The organism is Roseivivax isoporae LMG 25204, assembly GCF_000521865.1.
Lineage (GTDB): Bacteria > Pseudomonadota > Alphaproteobacteria > Rhodobacterales > Rhodobacteraceae > Roseivivax > Roseivivax isoporae.
Map to the genome: position 1 here is coordinate 44,471 of NZ_JAME01000019.1, position 20,196 is coordinate 64,666.

Below are 20,196 nucleotides of genomic sequence, written 5' to 3' on the forward strand. Positions count from 1 at the left end.
CCTGTCGGGCGTTCCGGTGGCCGGCGGGATGCCGGCGGGGGCGCGTCAGTAGATGTAGCGGATCTGGTCGGTCCAGTAGCGTTCGAGCCGCTTCAGCGCATGCGTGATCTCGTCGAAGCCCTCGCGTCCGACCGCGCCGCTTTCCGCCAGTCCCTTGGCGTGGCGCTCGAACAGGGCCGCGACGATCTCGCGGATCTCGCGGCCGCGGGCGGTCAGGCGCACGCGCACCGAGCGGCGGTCGATCTCGCAGCGCTGGTGGTGCATGTAGCCCGAATCCACCAGCTTCTTGAGGTTGTAGCTGACATTCGAGCCCTGGTAGTAGCCGCGCGTCTTCAGCTCGCCCGCCGTCACCTCGTTGTCGCCGATGTTGAACAGCAGCAGCGCCTGCACCGCGTTGATCTCGAGGATGCCGATGCGCTCGAACTCGTCCTTGATCACGTCGAGCAGCAGCCGGTGCAGCCGCTCGACCAGCGACAGCGCGTCGAGATAGCCGGCCAGAAGGGCATCGCGTTCCGCCGCGCCCATCTTGGAATGAATGCTCATGCTGGTCTCCGCCACAATCCGTGGAGGCGGAAACTGCAGCAGAAAGCCCAACAACCCGTTAAATTCCCGGCGTTCTTTCCGGAAACTTCAGTCGATCCGAGCGGTTGTCGCGGCGATCTCGCCGATGAGCCCGGCATAGTGTTCGGGCGGCGCCGATTGGCCGCTGATCCAGGCATAGAGGTCCTGGTCGTTCTCCTGCAGCAGCGCCTCGTAGCGGTCGAGCGCGTCGTCCGACATCTCCGTCAGCCGCTGCGCGGCAAAGCGCATGAGGATCAGGTCCATCTCCTTGGTGCCGCGGCGCGACGACCGCATGGTCAGCCGTTTGAGGCGGATCTCGCGGGTCTCGCCGGTCATGCGGCACCTCCGAGCGTGCGGCGCAACCGCTTCTCGAGACGGCCCACCCGGTCGGCCTGCGCCTTCATGTCGGCCTGGATCTCGCGCAGGTCGATCAGCAGCGCGCGCAGGTCGTCCTCCGGCACGATCTCGTCGACCGGCGCCCCCACGCCCTCGCCCTCGCCGGTAAGGAGCCACAGGATCGATACGTTCAGGAGCCCCGACAGCATCTGCAGGCGGTTCGCCCGCGGCTCCGCGCGGTCGTCCTCCCAGGCCTGCAGCGTGGTCAGCTTGACGCCCAGCCGCTTGGCCAGCTGGTCCTGCGTCATGCCGGAGGCCTCGCGCGCGGCGGCGAGCCGATCCCCGAAGGTGGCCATGTCCGGGCCGTACCAGTCGCTCGTGTCCTGCATGATGTCTCCCGCCGGGGGCCGGCGCGGCGCCCGCTTGATCGTTGCCATGCCGAAGCCTAAGACAGCCGGACGGGCTTTTCAAACCGGTGACGACACGATGGCATTCCTCTCCGACACGCTGGCGCGCGTCCGGCCCTCTCCCACGGTGGCGGTGACCCAGCTCGCGCGCGAGCTCGCGGCCGAAGGGCGCGACATCATCGGACTCGGCGCCGGAGAGCCCGATTTCGACACGCCGCAGAACATCAAGGACGCCGCCATCGCGGCCATCGCGCGGGGCGAGACCAAGTACACGCCGCCCGACGGCATTCCCGAGCTCAAGCGCGCGATCTGCGCCAAGTTCGCGCGCGACAACGGGCTCGACTACACGCCCGCGCAGATCTCGGTCTCCACCGGGGGCAAGCAGATCCTCTACAACGCGCTGATGGCGACGCTCAATCCCGGCGACGAGGTGGTCATCCCCGCCCCCTACTGGGTCAGCTATCCCGACATGGTGCGCATGGGCGGCGGCACGCCGGTGATCGTCGAGACGCGCGCCGCGGACGGCTTCCGCATGCGTCCCGAGGCGCTCGAGGCGGCGATCACGCCGAACACCAAGTGGCTGATCTTCAACTCGCCGTCGAACCCCACGGGCGCGGGCTACGCGCGCGAGGAGCTCGCCGCGCTCTGCGCGGTGCTGATGCGCCACCCGCATGTCTGGATCATGTCCGACGACATGTACGAGCACCTCGCCTTCGGCGACTTCGTCTTCTGCACCCCGGCCGAGGTCGAGCCACGGCTTTACGACCGCACGCTGACCGTGAACGGCGTGAGCAAGGCCTACGCCATGACCGGCTGGCGCATCGGCTATGCCGGCGGCCCCGAGCCTCTCATCGCGGCCATGCGCAAGGTGCAGTCGCAATCGACCACCAACCCCTGTTCGATCAGCCAGTGGGCGGCGGTCGAGGCGCTCGAGGGGCCGCAGGACATCCTCGCCGAGCGTGCCGAGGCCTTCCGCCGCCGTCGCGACCTCGTGGTGGCCGCGCTGAACGCCTGCCCCGGTCTCGACTGCCCGGTGCCGGAGGGGGCGTTCTACGTCTATCCCTCCTGTGCCGGCACGATCGGGCGCACCAGCGCCGGTGGCACCCGCATCGACGACGACGAGACATTCGCCCGCGCGCTGCTCGAGGAGACGGGCGTCGCCGTGGTGTTCGGTGCGGCCTTCGGGCTCAGTCCGCATTTCCGCATCAGCTATGCCGCCGCCGACGCCACGCTCGCCGAGGCCTGCCGACGCATCCGCACCTTCTGCGACGGGCTCACCTGACGGAGGCACCAGCATGTCCGAGCTGCCCGAATATTACTTCCGGGTGCGCGACAACGGCGCGGCGGTCTTCCGGCTCGACCCCGAGAACCGCCAGCGGCGGATCGAGATGGAGCAGATCGCGGTCGTGAACGTCCGCAGCGGCGAGGTGAAGCCGCAGGGCCACCGGGCGCTGACCGACCGCGACCGCGCCGAGATCGACGCCTGGCTCGCGGAACGCCGCGCGCTCGTCGAGATGCGCGAGATGGACGACATCCTGCGCGCGGTCGACACGCTGAACCACACCGCGCACTGGGCGCAGGCGCGCGCGAGCGACGAACAGCTCGAGATGGTGACGGACGCGCTGCTCCTTGCCATGCACGACCTGCGCACGGTGCTTGTGCGCCGCAAGGCCGACCGGCTGACGCGGGACTGACCGCCGTCAGAGCCCCCGCGCCCAGGTCACGATGCGTTCGACCAGCGGCGCCGTCAGGCGCGGCGACAGGATGTCCCCGGCGATCACGTGCGCGTAGGGATCGTCGCCCTCCGCGGTCTCGACCCGCTCGACCTCGACCGGCCCGCCCCAGGCGCCTGCCACGGCTTCGGTCGCGCGCGCGTCGACGACGCGGTCGTCGGGCGAGAACAGGAAGAGCGCCGGCACCGTGATGGCGGAATGGTCGAGCCCGCGCGCCACCGCGACGGACGCCGCCATGGGCAGCACCGACACCGTCGGGTAGCGCGTGGTCCAGTAGCGCGCCTGGGCCTCGTTCACGGGGGTGAAGCCACGCTCGCGCCCGGCGACGAGCGGTCCCCACCAGCGCACGCCGGGCCAGGTCAGGATCCGCGCGGCCTCGGCCTTCACGCGGTAATTGGGCGAGATCAGCGCCATCCCCGCGACGTCCCGCCCCATGTCCGGATCGGCGGCGGCCAGGGTGGCGAGCGTCGCGCCGGTCGAGGTGGCGATCACCAGCACGCGCTCGCCCGTCGCGCGCCCGATCGCCAGCGCCTCGGCGGTGTCGTGCATCCAGTCGGCAAGGGCGGGCTCGGCCATGGCTGCGCCGGTCCGGCCGTGCCCGGCGAGCCGGGTGTAGAAGAGGTTCGCGCCGAGCGCCTCGGCCACGTGATCGGGCAGCGGGCGAACCTCCTCGGAGGTGGCGGAGAAGCCGTGCAGGTAGACCACCGACAGGGGTGTCCGCGCGCCGGGCGCGCCGGCCCAGACCATGCGTTTCCGGGTGCCGGGCACGATGTCGTCGAACGCGGCCTCTTCCTCCGCGAGATAGGCGTCGATGCCGGCCTCGAGGCGCGCGGCGTCGAAGCTCACGTCGACCTCGCGCGGCTCGCGGGGCGCCACGACCCAGAAGACCGCGAGGATTGCGGCCAGCGCCAGCAGCGCCCGCCCGGTCCATCGCAGGATCCCGCGCATGCCACCCCTCCTCACCTCCGCCGCGCCCGACCGCTCATCCGCCGACCTCGACCACCGCGCGCTCGATGAGCGACAGGCAGGCAGGGTCCGAGAAGCGGTGGTCGGCGCCCTTGACCAGCGTCAGGCGCACGTCGTCGCCCGCGATCCGCTCGAGCAGGCGCAGCGGCACGTCGGGGGCGACCGCCTCGTCCTCGGTGCCCTGCATCAGCCGCACCGGGAACGGCATCGCAAGCGTGTCCCGCAGCACGAGGTGACGCCGCCCGTCCTCGATCAGGCGGCGCGTGACGATGTAGGGCTCGCCGTAGCCGGACGGCAGCGCCACCTGCCCGTCCTCCTCGATGGTGCGGCGCTGCTCCGCGCTGAACCCCGCCCAGAAACTGTCCTCGGTGAAATCGGGCGCCGCGGCGATGCCGACGAAACCCGCCACGCGGGCGAGCCGCCGCGTCAGCAGGCAGCCGATCCAGCCGCCCATGGACGACCCGACCAGCACCACGGGGCCCGCGGTCGCATGCGCGATCACCGCCTGCGCGTCGTCCGCCCAGTCACCGATGCAGCCCTCCTCGAACACGCCGCCCGAACGGCCATGGCCGGAATAGTCGAGCCGCAGGAACGCGCTCCCGCGCGCCCGCGCCCAGGCCTCGAGGTGAACCGCCTTCGTGCCCTCCATGTCCGACTTGTAGCCGGGCAGGAACACGGTGCAGGGGCCCCGCCCCTCGGTCAGCGCGTATGCGAGCCGCGTGCCCCGCGGTCCGTCCAGATAGGTGATCTCGCCCATGTCCGCTCCCTGCCCGTTGCCGCGCGAGAGTGCCAAGGGCCGGCGCGGGTTTCCAGTCCCGACGCCGCGCGGCCGGGCCGTCAGCTGCGCTCCACCTCCCTGAGGCCGAAGGCGAGCGCCGCGCCCAGCGCCGACAGGACCGCGAAGCCCGACAGCGCCCAGAGCGCCCCCGCGACGCTGAGCGCACCGCCGAAGGCGCCCGCCGCGAGCAGGAGCACCCCGATCGAGGTGTTGGCGATGGCCGCGTAGGTCGAGCGCCGTTCCTTGGGCGCCATGTCGACCAGGTAGGTGCTGCGCGCCACCCGCACGCCCTGGTAGGCGATCTGCATCACGAAGAGGAGGAGCGGCGCGACGATCAGCCCCTCGGTCCAGCCCAGCGCGCCGGCCGCCACCGTCGCCGCCATGGAGGCCGCACCGGCGAGCCCGGCCAGGATCAGAACCTTGCGCGAGGACCGGTCGGACAGGCGCCCCCAGACGAAGGACGACACGAACGCCGCCGCGGCCGAGGCCAGCAGCAGCGCGCCCAGCTGCTGCAGCGCGCCGTCGCCGCCCGACAGGATCACCAGATAGGGTGGCGCGAGGGCGGTCGCCGTCAGCGCGCCGCGCGCGGCGATGAACCGGCGGAACTGCGGGTCCTCGCGCAGGGGCGTGAGGTCGATCGCGGCGCGTTCCTCGGGCTCGGACGGACGTTCCTCGAGCGTGGCGAAGATCAGCGCGGCGAGGATCCAGAGCGCCGCCGCGAGCGCGATCGCGGCGACGAGCGGCGCGCGGTCCTGCAGGAGCCCCGATACCAGCAGCCCCGCGAAGACCAGCACCGCCGCCGAGGACGCGCTGCCCGCGACGCCCTTCACGGCGCCGCGGCGGGTCTTGGCGACGGTCTTGCCGAGGATGTCCTTGTAGCTGACCGAACAGGCCGCGCGGGCAAGCGCCAGGACCGCGAGGCAGCCGCAGATGGCGAGCCCCGCCGCCCAGCCCTGCAGCGTCAGCGCCGAGAGCGCGATGCCCGCGGCGGCCACGCCCTGCAGCGCGCAGCCCGCGACCCAGACCCACTTGCGGATGCGCCGCGCCTCGACCACCCCCGAGAGAAGGATCTGCGGCAGGAGCGCGCCGGCCTCGCGGATCGGCACCAGCGCCGAGACGAGCACCGCCGGCGCGCCGAGCGCGTTCATGAGCCAGGCGAGCACGAGCTTGGGGTCGATCAGGCCGTCCGCGACCTTCTGCACCGACAGCGACACCATGTGCCGAAGGCCGTTGCGGGCCTCGCGGGCGCCCGCCTCCCCGTCGTCGTCGGTGACCGCGCCATAGATGCCGCGGACGTCCGCCTCGTGCGCGTCGCTCATGTCTGCCGTCCTCGCTGCCGTTCCGGTGGCTGGCCGCGCGCCTTGACACCGGGCGCGGCCCCCGTCAGATAGCGCGCAAGACATCACCCGCAACCGGGCGTTCCGTGGGCGCCGAACCGACGAGGAGCAAGGCCGATGAGCCTCATTTCCCTGACCTTTCCCGATGGCAACCAGCGGCAGTACGAGACCGGCGTGACCCCTGCCGAGGTCGCGGAATCGATCTCGAAATCGCTGGCGAAGAAGGCGATCTCGGCGCAGGTCGACGACGCGCACTGGGACCTGCAATGGCCCATCACCGAGGATGCGCGCATCGCCATCAACACGCTGTCGGACGATGCCGCGGCGCTCGAGCTGATCCGCCACGATTTTGCCCACGTGATGGCGCGCGCGGTGCAGGAGATCTGGCCCGACACCAGGGTGACCATCGGTCCCGTGACCGACAAGGGCTGGTTCTACGACTTCGACCGGGCCGAACCGTTCACGCCGGAGGATCTCGGCGCCATCGAGGCCAAGATGAAGGAGATCGTGAACGCGCGCGAGCCCGTGACCACCGAGGTCTGGGACCGCGATCGCGCGCGCGCCTTCTACGAGGAGCGCGGCGAGCCCTACAAGGTCGAGCTCGTGGACCGCATCCCCGAGGGCGCGCCGATCCGCATGTACTGGCACGGCGACTGGCAGGATCTCTGCCGCGGCCCGCACCTGCAGCACACCGGCCAGCTGCCCGCCGATGCGTTCAAGCTGATGGGCGTCTCGGGCGCGCACTGGTTCGGCCAGACCGACCGGCCGATGCTGCAGCGCATCTCGGGCGTGGCCTTCCGAAATCGCGACGACCTCAAGGCGCACCTGACCTTCCTCGAGGAGGCGGCGAAGCGCGACCACCGCAGGCTCGGCCGCGAGATGGACCTCTTCCACATGCAGGAAGAGGCGCCGGGCCAGGTGTTCTGGCATCCGAACGGCTGGACCGTCTACACCACGCTGCAGGATTACATGCGGCGCAAGCAGCGTGCCGGCGGCTACCGCGAGGTGAACACCCCGCAGGTGGTCGACCGCAAGCTGTGGGAGGCGTCCGGGCACTGGGAGAAGTACCAGCACCACATGTTCCTGGTGGAGGTCGACGAGAGCCGCGACGGCGAGAACGACGACGCCGCCGCCCGGAACCGCGACCACACGCGCATCAACGCGCTCAAGCCCATGAACTGCCCGTGCCACGTGCAGATCTTCAACCACGGGCTCAAGTCCTACCGCGACCTGCCGCTGCGGCTGGCCGAGTTCGGCTCCTGCGCGCGGTTCGAGCCCTCGGGCGCGCTGCACGGCATCATGCGCGTGCGCGGCTTTACCCAGGACGACGCCCACATCTTCTGCACCGAGGACCAGATCCAGGAGGAATGCGCGCGGTTCATCGACTTCCTCGCCGGGGTCTACCGCGAGCTGGGCTTCCCGGATTTCGAGATCCGCTTCGCCACGCGGCCCGAAAAGCGCGTGGGCACCGAGGAAAGCTGGGACCATGTCGAGGGCGCGCTCGAGAACGCGATCAAGGCGGTCGGGCGCGACTACGTGCTCGAACCCGGAGACGGCGCCTTCTACGGGCCGAAGCTCGACTTCTACCTGACCGACGCGATCGGCCGGGTCTGGCAGTGCGGCACGTTCCAGGTCGATCCGAACCTGCCCGAGCGGCTGGGCGCGGTCTACGTGGCCCCGGACGGCGACAAGAAGCGGCCCTACATGCTGCACCGCGCCTGCCTCGGCTCGTTCGAGCGCTTCATCGGCATCCTGATCGAGGAACATGCCGGCCGCCTGCCCTTCTGGCTCGCGCCGCGGCAGGTGGTGGTCGCCTCGATCGTGTCCGAGGCCGACGCCTACGTGCAGGAGGTCGTGGCGGCGCTGCAGGCGGCGGGCGTGCGCGCCGAGGCGGACCTCCGGAACGAGAAGATCAACTACAAGGTCCGCGAGCACTCGGTCGGCAAGGTGCCGGCGATCCTCGCGATCGGCCATCGCGAGGTCGAGGAACGCACCGTCACCCTGCGCCGGCTCGGCGAGAAGGCGACCGAGGTCGTCGCGCTCGACGAGGTGGTGGCAAGGCTCGGCCGCGAGGCGACGCCGCCCGACCTCCTCTAGGACGGCGGGCGGGCGCGGGCGTCAGTCCGCGCCGAGCGCCTGCCGCACCTGTGGCGTCCACCCGAGATACATGTCGTCCCCCGCAACGATCAGGGGCCGTTTCATCAGCGCGGGATGCGCGGCGAGCAGCTCCTCGGGCGGCGCCGCGCGCTCGGCGTCGGACAGGCCGCGCCAGGTGGTGGAGCGCGTGTTCAAGAGCTCCGTCCCGAACCGGTCGAGTGCCGCGCGACGCACGTCGTCCGTCATGCCGTCCTCGCGCACGTCCACGAAGTCCGCGCCGGGCAGCGCCTTGCGTGCCTTGCGGCAGGTGTCGCAGGCCTTCAGGCCGTAGAGAATCATCCGGTATCACTCCCGTCCGCTGTTCGTCCGAGAAGGTGAATTATCGTGCAATCCTTCGGACCGCGACCGCGTTTCGCTTGCTTTTTGCATTGTCCATGCAATCCTTCCGCTGGCGACTCTCGCGTCTCGCTTCCGGACCGGCCCCGCTCCCGCGACCGTCTCCAGCGCCCTGACGCGGCAGTGGCACATCGGCCCGTCGCCGCGGGCTGCACTTGAGAGTACCGAAAGGAGACACGGGTCATGCCGACGGGCACCGTGAAATGGTTCAATACCACGAAGGGCTACGGCTTCATTGCGCCGGAGGATGGCGGCAAGGATGTCTTCGTCCACATCTCGGCCGTGGAACGGTCCGGGATGACCGGCCTCGCGGACAACCAGAAGGTCAGTTACGAACTGCGCGAGGGCCGCGACGGCCGCAAGATGGCCTCCGACCTCAAGGCGCTCTGACCGCCGGACGCTGACCGCCGGGGTCGGTCCGGCACCGGCGGCGCCATCGGGAAACGCGATACGCGGCGGCAGACCACCCGAACCACGTCGCGCGGCGCGTTGCCCGCCGACGGGATCCGCGTGGGGTGGGTGACCCGGTCACGCCGTCTGCAGGCGCGTCGCCTCCTGCCGCGCGAGGCGGATCAGATCTGCGACGTACTGCTTCTGCACGTCGGTCTCGCGCGTCGCGGCATATAGCCTGCGCGTGATCCCGCGCTCGGTCAGCGGGCGGGTCACGTAGTCGGAATTGTACTTCACCTCGCGCACGACCCAGTCGGGCAGGACCGCGACGCCGCGGTTCGACGCCACGAGAAGCAGGATCACCGCGGTCAGTTCCACCTGCCGCACGCTTGCCGGCTCGACCTTGGCCGGTGTCAGAAGCTGGCTGAACACGTCGAGCCGCGAGCGTTCGACCGGGTAGGTGATGAGCGTCTGGCCGCGGAAATCCTCGGCCTCGACCCAGGGCTTCTGCGCGAGCGGATGCGACGAGGCCGCGACGAAGACCGGCGCGTAGTCGAAGAGCTCGGAGAACCGCACGCCGTTCAGATCCTCGGGGTCCGAGGACACGACGAGGTCCACCTCCTCCTTCAGGAGCGCGGGCAGCGCGTCGAAGGCGAGGCCGGGCCGGATGTCCACGTCGACGTCCGGCCAGAGCTTGCGGAACCCTTCGAGCACCGGGAACAGCCATTCGAAACAGGCGTGGCACTCGATCGCGATGTGCATGCGGCCCGACGATCCCTTGCGCAGGCCGTCGAACTCCGCCTGCAGCGCCTCGACCTGCGGCAGCACCTGTTCGGCCAGCCGCAGAAGACGCAGGCCCGCCGGCGACAGCTTCATCGGCTTCGAGCGGCGCACGAACAGTTCGACCCCCGCCTGGTCCTCGAGCCCCTTGATCTGGTGGGACATCGCGCTCTGCGTGATGTTGAGAAGATCCGCGGCACGCGCCACGCCGCCCGCCTCGTGGATCGCCTTGATGGTGCGCAGGTGGCGGAACTCGATGTGCATGACCGTGGTTTGGCTCATGTTGTTCTTGAGATTTATGAGTTTGTCTCACGACGCCTGCGCTGGCACAAGGGACGAAAGAGATGCGAAGGATTCCCTCCATGCCCCGCCCCGAGATCTCGCTCGAATTCTTCCCGCCGAAGTCGCTCGAGGCGTCCTTCCGGCTGTGGGACACCGTGCAGACCCTCGCGCCGCTCGGACCGCGCTTCGTCTCGGTCACCTACGGTGCCGGCGGCACCACGCGCGAGCTGACCCGTGACGCCGTCAAGGCGATCCACAACCATTCCGGCCTGCGCACCGCCGCGCACCTGACCTGCGTCGACGCCACCCGCGAGGAGACGCTCGAGATCGCGCGCGGCTTCTACGACGTGGGCGTGCGCGACATCGTCGCGCTGCGCGGCGACCCGCCCAAGGGCCAGGACACGTTCGTGCCGACCGATGGCGGCTTCGCCAATTCCTGCGAGCTGATCGAGGCGCTGAAGGCCACGCGCGACTTCACCATCCGCGTCGGCGCCTATCCCGACAAGCACCCCGAGGCGCCGTCGTCGCAGGCCGACGTGGACTATCTCAAGCGCAAGTTCGACGCCGGGGCGGACGAGGCGATCACGCAATTCTTCTTCGAGGCCGAGACGTTCTTCCGCTTCCGCGACGCCTGCGACAAGGCCGGCATCGACAAGCCGATCGTGCCCGGCATCTTCCCTGTCGAGAACTGGAAGGGCGCGCGCCGCTTCGCCGAGAAGTGCGGCACCGTGATCCCCGCCTGGGTGATCGAGGCCTTCGAGGCGGCCGAGCGCGACGGTCGGTCGGACCTTCTCGCCACCTCGCTCTGCAGCGAGCTCTGCGCCGAGCTGATCGCGGGCGGCGTCGACAAGCTGCACTTCTACACGCTGAACCGGCCGGAGCTCACCCGCGACGTCTGCCACGCCATCGGCGTGACGCCCGAGACCCGGCTCGAGAACGTCGCCTGATGCGCATGGCGGCCTTGCGCCGCCAGCCTCCCCCTTGCGCCCGGCGGCGATCTGAACCAGCGTCCGCGCCGACGGAACGGTGTGGGGAGAGGGGCACATGCGTATCGCCATCAACGGGTTCGGCCGCATCGGCCGGACCATCCTGCGCCAGATCCTGACCCGGACGGACTGCGCCGGCATCGAGGTGGCGTCGATCAACGACATCGCGCCGCTCGACACCTGCGCCTACCTCTTCCGCTACGACAGCGTCTTCGGCCCGTTCCAGGACGCCGTCACCGCAGGCCCCGGCCGGCTCGGTGTCGGCGACCGCGCCATCCCCTTCACCTCGAAGCACGATCTCGGCGCGCTCGACCTCTCGGGCGTGGATGTCGTGCTCGAATGCACCGGCACCGTCGGCACGCGCGAGGGCGCCGCGCGGGGGCTGTCGGCCGGCGCGCGCAACGTGCTGATCTCGGGGCCCTGCGACGCGGCCGAGCGCACGCTGGTCATCGGCGCGAACGAGGACACGCTGGGCGACGCGCGCATCGTGTCGAACGCCTCCTGCACCACGAACGCGCTCGCTCCCCTCCTGCGCGCGATCCACGACGACCGGGGCATCGCGCGGGGTCACACGACCACCATCCACTGCTACACCGGCAGCCAGCCCATGGTGGACGCGCCACGCGGCGACCTCGCGCGGTCGCGCGCCGGCGCGCTGTCGATGGTGCCCACCACGTCGAGCGCCACGCGCCTCGTGGGCCGCGTCCTGCCCGCGCTTGAGGGCCGCATCACCGGCGCCGCCGTGCGCGTCCCGGTGGCGAGCGTGTCGGCCATCGACGCGGTGCTGACGCTCGAACGTCCGCTCGAGGGCGACCCGAAGGACCTGCTGCGCCGGATCGCCACGGCGAGCCCGGTCATCGGCGCCATCGACGACCCCTGCGTGTCGAGCGACCTGCGCGCGCGGCCCGAGAGCCTGGTGATCGCCCTGCCCGAGACGCTGTCCGCGGACCCGCACCAGGTCCGCGTCTTCGGCTGGTACGACAACGAATGGGGCTTTTCGGCGCGGATGATCGACATGGCGCGGGCCATGGCCGCGCGCTGATCCCTAGCGCGCGAGCGCCGCGAGCTGCGCCGCCGCGCGCCGGGCGTCCTCGACCCGCCCCGCGTCGAGCAGGCCCACGAGACCGTGCAACGCGTCCCCGAGCGTCGCCCGGTCGAGCCGCGGCCCCGCATCCCCACCCGTGCGCCGCACCGTCACCTGCGCCGGCCGGAAGGGCCGCCCGCCAAGCCCGCGCTTGTAGGCCGCGTCGCCGTTGCCGAAATCGTAGTACGTGAAACCGTGCGAGATCGCCCAGCGGATCGCCTCGGCATGCAGGACGAGGCCGATCGACGCCTCCGCCCCACCCGCATCCGCGCCGCCCAAGAGCACGTGCACGCGGTCCGACTCGTGATCGAGCACGTGGGCGAGCCCGCCCACCACGCGGTCGCCCTCGCGCAGGACCAGCATCAGCAGGCACTCGGTCCGAAGCGCGTTGGCGAGCGCGGCGCGCACCTGCGCTGCGCGCCGTCCCGCCCCGTCGGTCCCCTGCGCAGCGTCCCAGCCCGGGCGGCAGAGCGCCAGGAGCGCGTCGCTGTCGCGGGAAAAGCTGTCCCGGTCGGTCTGGTCCAGCCGCCGCGCGGCGCCGGGCTGCCCGAGCAGCCGGCAGAACCGGCGCACCCGGCGGGCCGTCTCGCGGCTGGCGCCGGTCTGCAGCCAGGTCTCGAACGTGTCGGGCAGCGGGACCTGCAGGCGGATCGCGCCCTCGCCTGCCTCGACCGCGAACCGGTCCGCCGGAAAGCAGGCGGCGAGCCGTGCGGCGCGCGCAGGCGCGGCGTCCTGCGCCAGAACGAGCCGCCCCCAGGGCCGCGCGGCGAGCGCGCGGGCAAGCGCCGGCAGCGCCTCGGCCTCGTGGTCGGGATCGCAGAGGATGCCGGTCAGCTCCGCCCCGGTCAGAAGACCGCCGGTGGCGAGCGTCGTCTCCATGGCGCCCGCGTCGGCGTTCCACCCGCCGTGCAGGACCGTGGTGCAGATCGCGACCGGCGCGCCCTGCGCCGCGGCCGAGCGGACCACGTAGACGCGCCAGCGCCCGGCGCCGTCGCGCAGCACGCGTTCGAGCCAGGCATGGCCCACGAACACCGAGGAAAACGGATCGCGCGCCTCGAGCGCGCGCCATGCCGGGCGCAGCTTGCGGAAACCCTCGAGGCTGTCGACCACGTGCACGCTCGTCCCGGCGCGCGCGGGCCCCTGCGCCGAACCCTCGGCCCAGGTCGGTCCCATCGCGGCTTGGTCGAACATCATGCGGCCTCCGGCGTGCACGGGCGCGGTCTGTCCCGCCCGGAAGGCGTGCTAGCCCCGGATTCGGGCGATTTTGAGGAGGCGGGGCCGCCTCAGGCGGCGAGTGCCGTGTCGATCGCGCGGCCGAGCTTGTCCGTGAGTTCCCCGATCTGGTCGTCCGAGATGATGAAGGGCGGCGCGAGCAGCACGTGGTCGCCGAGCCGCCCGTCGATGGTGCCGGACATGGGATAGCAGATCAGCCCCGCCTCGAAGGCCGCGGCCTTGATGCGCGCGGCGAGCCGCCGCGCGGGATCGAACGGCGCCTTGGTCGCGCGGTCCGCCACGAGCTCGAGCCCGAGAAAGAGCCCCCGGCCGCGGATGTCGCCCACGTGCGGATGCTGGCCGAAGACCGCGTCAAGCGCCTCGCGCAGCGCCGCGCCCTGCGCGGCCGACCGCGCCACGAGCCCCCGCTCGAGGATCGCCGAGACCACGGCATGGCCCGCCGCCGCCGCGGTCGGGTGACCCACATAGGTATGCCCGTGCTGGAAGAAGCCCGAGCCCTCCGCGATGGCGTCGTAGATCCGCCCCGTGCAGAGCATGGCGCCGATCGGCTGGTAGCCCGCGCCGAGCCCCTTGGCGATGCAGAGGATGTCCGGCGCGACCCCGTCCTGCTCGCACGCAAAGAGGCTGCCGGTGCGGCCCATGCCGCACATCACCTCGTCGAGGATCATCAGGATGCCGTGGCGGTCGCAGATCTCGCGGATGCGCCGGAAGTAGCCCGGCACCGCGGGCACCGCGCCCGCCGTGGCGCCCACCACCGGCTCGGCCATGAAGGCCATGACGGTCTCGGGACCCAGCCTCTCGAGCTCCGCCTCGAGCGCGTCGGCGGCGCGCAGGGCGTAGTCCTCGACGCTCTCGCCCTCCGCCCGCAGGCGGTACTCGTAGCAGGGATCGATGTGGCGTACGTCGAGGAGGAGCGGCCCGAACTGCTGGCGGCGCCACGCGTTGCCGCCCGCCGACAGGGCGCCGATCGTGTTGCCGTGATAGCTCTGCCGGCGCGCGACGAGCCGCCCGCGCTGCGGCTGGCCGGTCTCGACGAAGTATTGCCGCGCGAGCTTGATCGCGGCCTCGGTCGCCTCGGAGCCGCCCGAGACCAGGTAGACCCGGTCGAGATCGCCGGGCGCGTGCGCGATCAGGAGGTCTGCCAAGCGTTCGGCGGGCTCGGAAGTGAAGAAGCCCGTATGCGCGAAGGCGAGGCTGTCGAGCTGCGCCTTGACCGCGTCGATCACCGTGCGGTCGCCGTGGCCGAGGCAGCTGACCGCCGCCCCGCCCGAGGCGTCGAGATAGGCCTTGCCCGCGGCGTCGTGCAGGTAGCACCCCGCGCCCCCGGTGGCGACGGGTGGCGCGGACTTCGCGTGGCGCGGAAAGATGTGGGACATGGGTTAAGGGTTCCGGGTCAGGGGACCGCCCCAGTCTAGGCGGCCGGCGCGCCGGTGGGAACCTCTCCCGCGCGCCCGGCCGGCGCGCCCGCGGCGGGTGCGGGAGCCTCCGGCGGGGATATTTCGGCCAAGAAGAAGCCCGGACGGCGCGCCCGGGGATCAGGCGGCGCCCGGCACCTCGACGAGGCGGACGCCCTCCTCGAAGCGGGCGAGGCTCTGGCTCCAGACGGTGCCGGGCCAGCGCACCTCCATCTGCCCTTTCCGCGGCCGGTAGACGGCGGTGTAGAGCGTGCCGAAGCCGTGCGCGAAGGCGGTGGAATAAAGCGGCGGCTTGAGGAAGGCGCGCACGAACCTGTCCTCGGGGTCGCGGTGCAGGGTCAGACGCTGCAGCAGGAAGCGCTCGCGCTCGACCGTGGCGGTGAAGCGCGCGTGGCTCACCCATTCCACGTTCTCCTGGTGGTTCGTGGCGACCGCCGCGTGGGTCACGATGGTCGGGCGGTCGGGGGCCATCATCGCCGTGAGGTAGCGCCGCTTGCGGTCGAGGACGGTGACGTTGTAGCTCATGTGGGTCGGAAGGCGCGCCAGCGCCGCGCCCGCCTCCTCGGCGGTCGTGCAGGTCTGCAGCACGTAGCGCAGGATCACCGGCACGCCGAAGCCCTGCCCCACGATCCGCCGCCCGCCGAAGGTGAGCGAGATCGCGAGGCCCGCATCGTTCATCCCGTCGACGAGGCCCCAGAGCCCGTCCGAGACGCCCACCACCGTGCGGCCCTGCCAGCGCGTGCGCAGGATCAGGCTGTCGAAGGCATCCGGGGCGTAGTCGTAGTTCCGGACCATGACCGGCTCGCGTCCCGGCCAGATCGCCTGGCTGCAGCCCGAGAGGTAGGGCGGCGGCGTGTGGAAGGACAGGAACCGCGCCGCCTGGTCGCCGCCGCCCGCAAGTTCGCAGAGCTCCTCCCAGAGCGGGACGATCTCGGGCATGTGGGCCGCGAGCGCGCGGCGGCTCTCGAGGTAGGAGGGACGCGCGGCGTCCCCCTCCTTCAGCCACCAGCGGCGGTAGCCCGGCCAGTATTCGTGGAAGAGCGCCGCCCATTTCGGGCCCGGCGCGTCCTCCGAGATCGCACGCCAGAGCGGCATGGGAACCCTTTCGCTTTTGTGCGGACGGACCGGCCCCGGGCGGCGCGGCAGGCCGCCCGGGCGCGCGCCCGTCACATGATCTTGAAGGCCGGGTCGGCCAGCGCCGGGCCCGCCTGCGCCACCGGCAGCGCCTTGCCGGAGACCTGGCTCTTGATGCCGTGGATCCACTTCTTGGCGCGCTCGTTGAGCTGGAAGCCCTTGGTCATGGACCGCCCCCGCGTCACGAGGATGCCGAGATCGGCGCCCTCGTAGCGGTAGTCGCCGGGGCGGATGATGCGCAGGAAGAACGCCTCGTTCTCGCTCTCGACCGCGCGGCGGTGGTAGTCGAAGCGGTCGAACACCACGCGGCCGTCCTCGAGCATCCGGTAGATGCCGGTCTCGGGCGCCGCGGTGCAGATGTCCACGCTGTCGTCGGTGTGCTTGATCACCATCTGCGACCACGAATCGATGTTGTCCGGGTCGGCCCAGCGTGCGTTCAGCTCGTCCACGTCGAGGCTGAACTTCTTCTTCGAGAACTCGAGCAGGTGGAACAGGAAGAGCGGCGCGTCCGCATGCGCGAAGGCCGCGTGGTTCGTCATCGACGAGGCGCCGGTGATGCGCGGGTTGAGCTCGCCGAGCCAGAGGTCGCCGGTCTTCTTGTCGATGAGGAAGTCGAGCTCGAAATAGCCGCGGTAGCCCTCCTTGCGGAGCTGCTCGCCGAACTTGAAGGTGAGATCGCGGGCCTGTTCGCGCACCTTCGGCGGGAAGGCGGTCGAGAGGATCTCGTTGCCGCACCAGCCGCCGCGATAGGGCGTGAGATCCTTGAACCCCACGAGCTCGGTCATCAGCGGGCCGACGATCGTGCCTTCGCTGGTGGCGCAGGCCTCGATCGCCGAGCCGCGGCAGTCGATGCGCTTCATCACCTTGATCTCGCCCTGCCCCACGATCTCGTGCTCGTGGCGTCGGAAATCGGCCTCGGAGCGGATGAAGAACGTGGTGTGCCCGCTGTCGCCGAAGGCCGATTGCAGCACGAGGTCGTAGCCGATCCCGGCCTTCTCTGAGACCGATTTCAGGTGCGCGTAATCCCTGATCTCGGACAGGGTGTTCGGCACCGAGGGCACGCCCGCCTTGTTGCCCACGCGCACGGTCTCGATCTTGTTGTCCATCTTCTGGCGCAGCTTGGCGCGCGGGAACCAGACCTCGGCGCCGAGCTCGCGCGACAGCCGCTCGGTCTCCTCGTCGAACATGAGGAAGACGAACTTGGGCTTGCCGCCGCGCCGCTTGATGAAGTCGATCACCTCCTTGTGCTGCAGGAGGTAGTTGTTGATGTCCTCGATCGACTGGAACTCCGCATGCGGCTGCTCGGAGGGGCAGAACACGTTCGGATGCTTGCCGTCATAGCAGTCGATGTAGCAGATGTACTTGAAGTTCTTGGCCCATTCGTCGAGCCCCAGCAGGTTGAAGTTGGTCGCGGAGATGAAATAGATCGGGTCCTCGTTCCGGTGGAAGAAGCGCCGGATTTCCGAGATGTTGCGAAGCTCTTTGGCGGCCATGGTGCTGTCGTCTCCCTGTTGTCATTCCGCTGCGTGGGACAGTTTCGTTCCGGACAGGCGGTCGAGCGCCTCGGTCGTGAAGACCCTGAGGCCGAGATCCGGCCGGTAGCCGTGGATCTCGTTCACGTCGAGCGCGCGCATGAAGGCGAGGATCTCGCGGCTGATCACCTGTCCCGGCACGAGGATCGGGAAGCCCGGCGGATAGGGAATGATGAAGGAGGCCGAGACCACCTCCTCTCCCGCGTCGAGCGCCGCCTTGAGCGATCCGTCGAGTTCGAGGTAGTCGCAGTTCCCCTCGTCGTAGGCGAGGAAGAAGGCCGAGCGGATGTCGCCCTCGGGCGTCTCGCTGTCGGCCCGGAAGGCGTCGTGGAACCGCGAGAAGTCCGGTAGCGGCGGCAGGTCCTCCATCAGGCCCTTGACCCGCCGCTCGAAGGCGCGGCGCTCCATCTTGCTGGCGTCGTCGATCAGGTCGTCGAGACCCTTGGCGATCTCGACCAGCACCTCGATCAGGTAGGCGACCGAGGACCGCGTGGTGCCGATGTTCGTCATGAACAGCACCGTGTTGCGCGAGGTCTTGTTGATCTGGATGCCGTACTTGTCCATCAGGATCTGGGTCTTGAACGTGTCGCCGTCCCAGCCCGTGCCGCCCACGGCGAGCGTCACGCGCGTCGCGTCGAGAACGAACTCGTCGCGGTCCCAGGCGTCCCAGATCTCGGCCCAACCCTCGTCGGCGGAGTAATAGGCCTGCACGCCGCTCTCGCGGTACTCCTCGGGCACCATGTCGCCCACGGTCAGCACCTTGAAGTACTTCTGCAGGAGCGGGTGGGTGCCGATGGCGCGCCGCATCGCCATCGCCGCCTCGATCTGGCGCTGCACGAACTCGAAGCCCTCGAGCTCGACCTGCCGGCGGCCCACGTCGAGCGACGCGATGATCTGGTAGTTGGGCGAGGTCGAGGTGTGGGTCATGTAGGCTTCGTGGAAGCTCTGCTCGACCTCTCCCTTGAAGTCCTGGTCGTTGACGTGGATCATCGATCCCTGCCGGAGCGAGGTCAGGGTCTTGTGCGTCGACTGCGTGGCGTAGGCCCGGACCCGCGCCGACGGCGGCGGCAGGAGCCGGGTGTTCATCAGCGTCTCGGTGTCCGCGTCCTTCAGGACCGCCTGCTGCGCCTCGTAGGCATGGCGGTGCTCGTCCGACCGCAGCCGCACGCGCAGCTCGTTCGCGGCGTTCATCGCCGTGCGGTGCCGGTAGGTCGGGTTGAAGCGCGCGAAGGCGAACCACGCCTCGTCCCAGAGGAACACCAGGTCCGGCTTGATCGCCAGGCACTCCTCCATGATCCGCTCGACGTTGTAGACGATGCCGTCGAAGGTGCAGTTCGTCAGCAGCAGCATCCGCACGCGGTCGAGCTTGCCCGCGGCCTTCAGCTCCAGCAGGCGGTGCTTGATCTCGCGGATCGGGACGGCACCGTACATCGAGTATTCGTTGAGCGGATAGCTGTCGAGGTAGCTGACCTGCGCCCCCGCCAGCACCATCCCGTAATGGTGCGACTTGTGGCAGTCGCGGTCGACGAGCACGATGTCGTTCGGCCGCACCAGCGCCTGCACCACGATCTTGTTGCAGGTGGACGTGCCGTTCGTGGCAAAGAACGTCTGCTTGGACCCGAAGGCCCGCGCCGCCAGTTCCTGCGCCTGCTTGATCGGTCCGTGCGGCTCGAGCAGCGAGTCGAGCCCGCCCGAGGTCGCGGAGGTCTCGGCAAGGAAGATGTTCGGCCCGTAGAACGCGCCCATGTCTTGGATCCAGTGCGAGCGCGTGATCGACTTGCCCCGGCTGATCGGCATGGCGTGGAAGACGCCGGTCGGCTGCTTGGAATATTCCGTCAGCGCGGTGAAGAACGGCGTCTTGTAGCGCGCCTGCACGCCCCTGAGGATGTTCAGGTGCAGCTCCATGAAGTCTTCCTGGTTGTAGAAGACGCGCCGGCAGATGCCGAGGTCGAGCCCCGCGATGTCCTCGACCGAGCGCTCGGTCACGAGGTAGGCGTCGAGTTCGGGGCGGACGCGCGCGATCAGGCGGCAGAGCTCGGGCCCGTAATTGTGCGGATCGACGTCCTCGAGCGCCTCCTGCCCGCCCGCGCCGGCGAGGTAGCGCTTCAGCAGCGGCATGTTGAACTTGGATTTCAGGGTGAGGCCCGGCCGCACCACGATGGCCTGGATGTTGTGGTTGAACAGGACGCCCATCAGCGCGTCCTCGAGGCTCGGCACCACCACCGCCTCGTAGAGGAACGGATCCTCGGGCCGGCGCATGCGCGCCACGTTCGACTTCAGCCACCGCTCCTGGTGCTCGTTCACCTGGTCGACGATCAGCACCTCGAAATAGGGCTTGGTCAGCGCGCGTGCCTCGGGCGACAGCATCGCCTCGTCGTCGTTGTCGTCGGGCTCCATCGAGTCGCGGTCGAGCGGGATGTGACGGCGGCGATAGGCGCCGCTGGTCAGCGCGCGCAGGATCCGGTGGGTGGTGTAGGACAGGTCCTCGTAACTGCCGTGCTCGAACTGCCGGCGCATGTACTCGAACGCCGTCATGCCCGGGAACGCCCAGTAGGGCTCGATCATCGACAGGGAATCGAGCAGCGCCTGCGTTCTCTCGCGCAGCTTGATCATCTGGCGCTCGGTGCCGCCGCGGGTCAGCGCGTCGGTGGCCTCGCGCAGCGCCGACCACCGGTCCGACCGCAGCTGGATCGCGGAGTAGTATTCGTTGACGGATTCCATCGTCAGCCCTCCCTCGTTCGGGGCCGAC

General features: G+C 70.2%; 19 protein-coding genes. 6 read left to right on the top strand and 13 right to left on the bottom strand.

All coding sequences use genetic code 11. The features are described from left to right. Positions 1 to 45 precede the first annotated feature (45 nt). The 3 genes from RISW2_RS13115 to RISW2_RS13125 all read right to left on the bottom strand — a co-directional run bounded on the left by RISW2_RS13115 (position 46) and on the right by RISW2_RS13125 (position 1,286). A complete protein-coding gene (locus RISW2_RS13115) occupies positions 46 to 543 on the bottom strand; it encodes a MarR family winged helix-turn-helix transcriptional regulator (RefSeq protein WP_043771941.1) in 498 nt (165 codons plus the stop codon). 87 nt (positions 544 to 630) lie between these two features. Then, positions 631 to 897: a succinate dehydrogenase assembly factor 2 gene (locus RISW2_RS13120; protein WP_043771943.1), complete on the bottom strand. Its 267-nt coding sequence runs from the start codon at positions 895 to 897 to the stop codon at positions 631 to 633. Beyond that, on the bottom strand, positions 894 to 1,286 hold the full coding sequence (locus RISW2_RS13125; protein WP_043771945.1) for a helix-turn-helix domain-containing protein: 393 nt from the start codon (positions 1,284 to 1,286) through the stop codon (positions 894 to 896). The genes RISW2_RS13120 and RISW2_RS13125 overlap by 4 nt, the downstream gene beginning before the upstream one ends. Positions 1,287 to 1,383: 97 nt before the next feature. Between RISW2_RS13125 and RISW2_RS13130 the strand changes: the two genes are divergently transcribed. Continuing rightward, entirely contained in the window at positions 1,384 to 2,586 is a 1,203-nt protein-coding gene (locus RISW2_RS13130) for a pyridoxal phosphate-dependent aminotransferase (RefSeq protein ID WP_043771948.1), read from the top strand. A 13-nt stretch (positions 2,587 to 2,599) separates the two neighbouring features. Further along, on the top strand, positions 2,600 to 2,998 hold the full coding sequence (locus RISW2_RS13135) for a hypothetical protein (RefSeq protein WP_043771950.1): 399 nt from the start codon (positions 2,600 to 2,602) through the stop codon (positions 2,996 to 2,998). 6 nt (positions 2,999 to 3,004) lie between these two features. Here RISW2_RS13135 and RISW2_RS13140 read toward each other — a convergent pair whose 3' ends face one another. From RISW2_RS13140 to RISW2_RS13150, 3 genes are all read right to left on the bottom strand, one after another. Next, on the bottom strand, positions 3,005 to 3,985 hold the full coding sequence (locus RISW2_RS13140; protein WP_043771952.1) for an alpha/beta hydrolase: 981 nt from the start codon (positions 3,983 to 3,985) through the stop codon (positions 3,005 to 3,007). A gap of 34 nt (positions 3,986 to 4,019) precedes the next feature. Then, positions 4,020 to 4,760 (bottom strand): alpha/beta hydrolase, encoded by a 741-nt coding sequence (locus RISW2_RS13145; protein WP_043771954.1) that lies wholly within the window; start codon positions 4,758 to 4,760, stop codon positions 4,020 to 4,022. An 80-nt stretch (positions 4,761 to 4,840) separates the two neighbouring features. Beyond that, a complete protein-coding gene (locus RISW2_RS13150; protein WP_043771956.1) occupies positions 4,841 to 6,100 on the bottom strand; it encodes an MFS transporter in 1,260 nt (419 codons plus the stop codon). 135 nt (positions 6,101 to 6,235) lie between these two features. On the opposite strand from RISW2_RS13150, the gene thrS reads away from it, so the two are divergent. After that, the gene (gene thrS, locus RISW2_RS13155) at positions 6,236 to 8,215 is read left to right on the top strand and encodes a threonine--tRNA ligase (RefSeq protein WP_043771958.1); all 1,980 of its coding nucleotides are present in this window, start codon (positions 6,236 to 6,238) and stop codon (positions 8,213 to 8,215) included. A 21-nt stretch (positions 8,216 to 8,236) separates the two neighbouring features. Here the strand turns inward: thrS and RISW2_RS13160 are convergent, their stop codons facing one another. Then, positions 8,237 to 8,554, bottom strand: a complete 318-nt coding sequence (locus tag RISW2_RS13160) for an arsenate reductase family protein (protein ID WP_043771961.1) — start codon at positions 8,552 to 8,554, stop codon at positions 8,237 to 8,239. A gap of 240 nt (positions 8,555 to 8,794) precedes the next feature. Between RISW2_RS13160 and RISW2_RS13165 the strand changes: the two genes are divergently transcribed. After that, entirely contained in the window at positions 8,795 to 9,001 is a 207-nt protein-coding gene (locus tag RISW2_RS13165) for a cold-shock protein (RefSeq protein ID WP_043771963.1), read from the top strand. Between the two features lie 138 nt (positions 9,002 to 9,139). Here the strand turns inward: RISW2_RS13165 and RISW2_RS13170 are convergent, their stop codons facing one another. Further along, positions 9,140 to 10,045: a LysR family transcriptional regulator gene (locus RISW2_RS13170; protein WP_043771965.1), complete on the bottom strand. Its 906-nt coding sequence runs from the start codon at positions 10,043 to 10,045 to the stop codon at positions 9,140 to 9,142. Between the two features lie 98 nt (positions 10,046 to 10,143). On the opposite strand from RISW2_RS13170, the gene metF reads away from it, so the two are divergent. Together metF and RISW2_RS13180 are read left to right on the top strand one after the other, a co-directional pair. After that, entirely contained in the window at positions 10,144 to 11,010 is an 867-nt protein-coding gene (metF, locus tag RISW2_RS13175) for a methylenetetrahydrofolate reductase [NAD(P)H] (RefSeq protein WP_043771967.1), read from the top strand. 97 nt (positions 11,011 to 11,107) lie between these two features. Further along, positions 11,108 to 12,091, top strand: a complete 984-nt coding sequence (locus tag RISW2_RS13180; protein WP_043771968.1) for a type I glyceraldehyde-3-phosphate dehydrogenase — start codon at positions 11,108 to 11,110, stop codon at positions 12,089 to 12,091. A gap of 3 nt (positions 12,092 to 12,094) precedes the next feature. Here the strand turns inward: RISW2_RS13180 and RISW2_RS13185 are convergent, their stop codons facing one another. The 5 genes from RISW2_RS13185 to RISW2_RS13205 all read right to left on the bottom strand — a co-directional run bounded on the left by RISW2_RS13185 (position 12,095) and on the right by RISW2_RS13205 (position 20,168). Continuing rightward, positions 12,095 to 13,327: a GNAT family N-acetyltransferase gene (locus RISW2_RS13185; RefSeq protein ID WP_043771970.1), complete on the bottom strand. Its 1,233-nt coding sequence runs from the start codon at positions 13,325 to 13,327 to the stop codon at positions 12,095 to 12,097. 89 nt (positions 13,328 to 13,416) lie between these two features. Next, entirely contained in the window at positions 13,417 to 14,742 is a 1,326-nt protein-coding gene (locus tag RISW2_RS13190) for an aspartate aminotransferase family protein (RefSeq protein WP_043771971.1), read from the bottom strand. Between the two features lie 159 nt (positions 14,743 to 14,901). After that, a complete protein-coding gene (locus tag RISW2_RS13195) occupies positions 14,902 to 15,876 on the bottom strand; it encodes a C45 family autoproteolytic acyltransferase/hydrolase (protein ID WP_043771973.1) in 975 nt (324 codons plus the stop codon). A gap of 71 nt (positions 15,877 to 15,947) precedes the next feature. Next, positions 15,948 to 17,408 (bottom strand): biotin carboxylase, encoded by a 1,461-nt coding sequence (locus tag RISW2_RS13200; RefSeq protein ID WP_043771975.1) that lies wholly within the window; start codon positions 17,406 to 17,408, stop codon positions 15,948 to 15,950. A 21-nt stretch (positions 17,409 to 17,429) separates the two neighbouring features. After that, the gene (locus RISW2_RS13205) at positions 17,430 to 20,168 is read right to left on the bottom strand and encodes an aminotransferase class I/II-fold pyridoxal phosphate-dependent enzyme (protein ID WP_043771977.1); all 2,739 of its coding nucleotides are present in this window, start codon (positions 20,166 to 20,168) and stop codon (positions 17,430 to 17,432) included. Between the last annotated feature and the right edge of the window lie 28 nt (positions 20,169 to 20,196).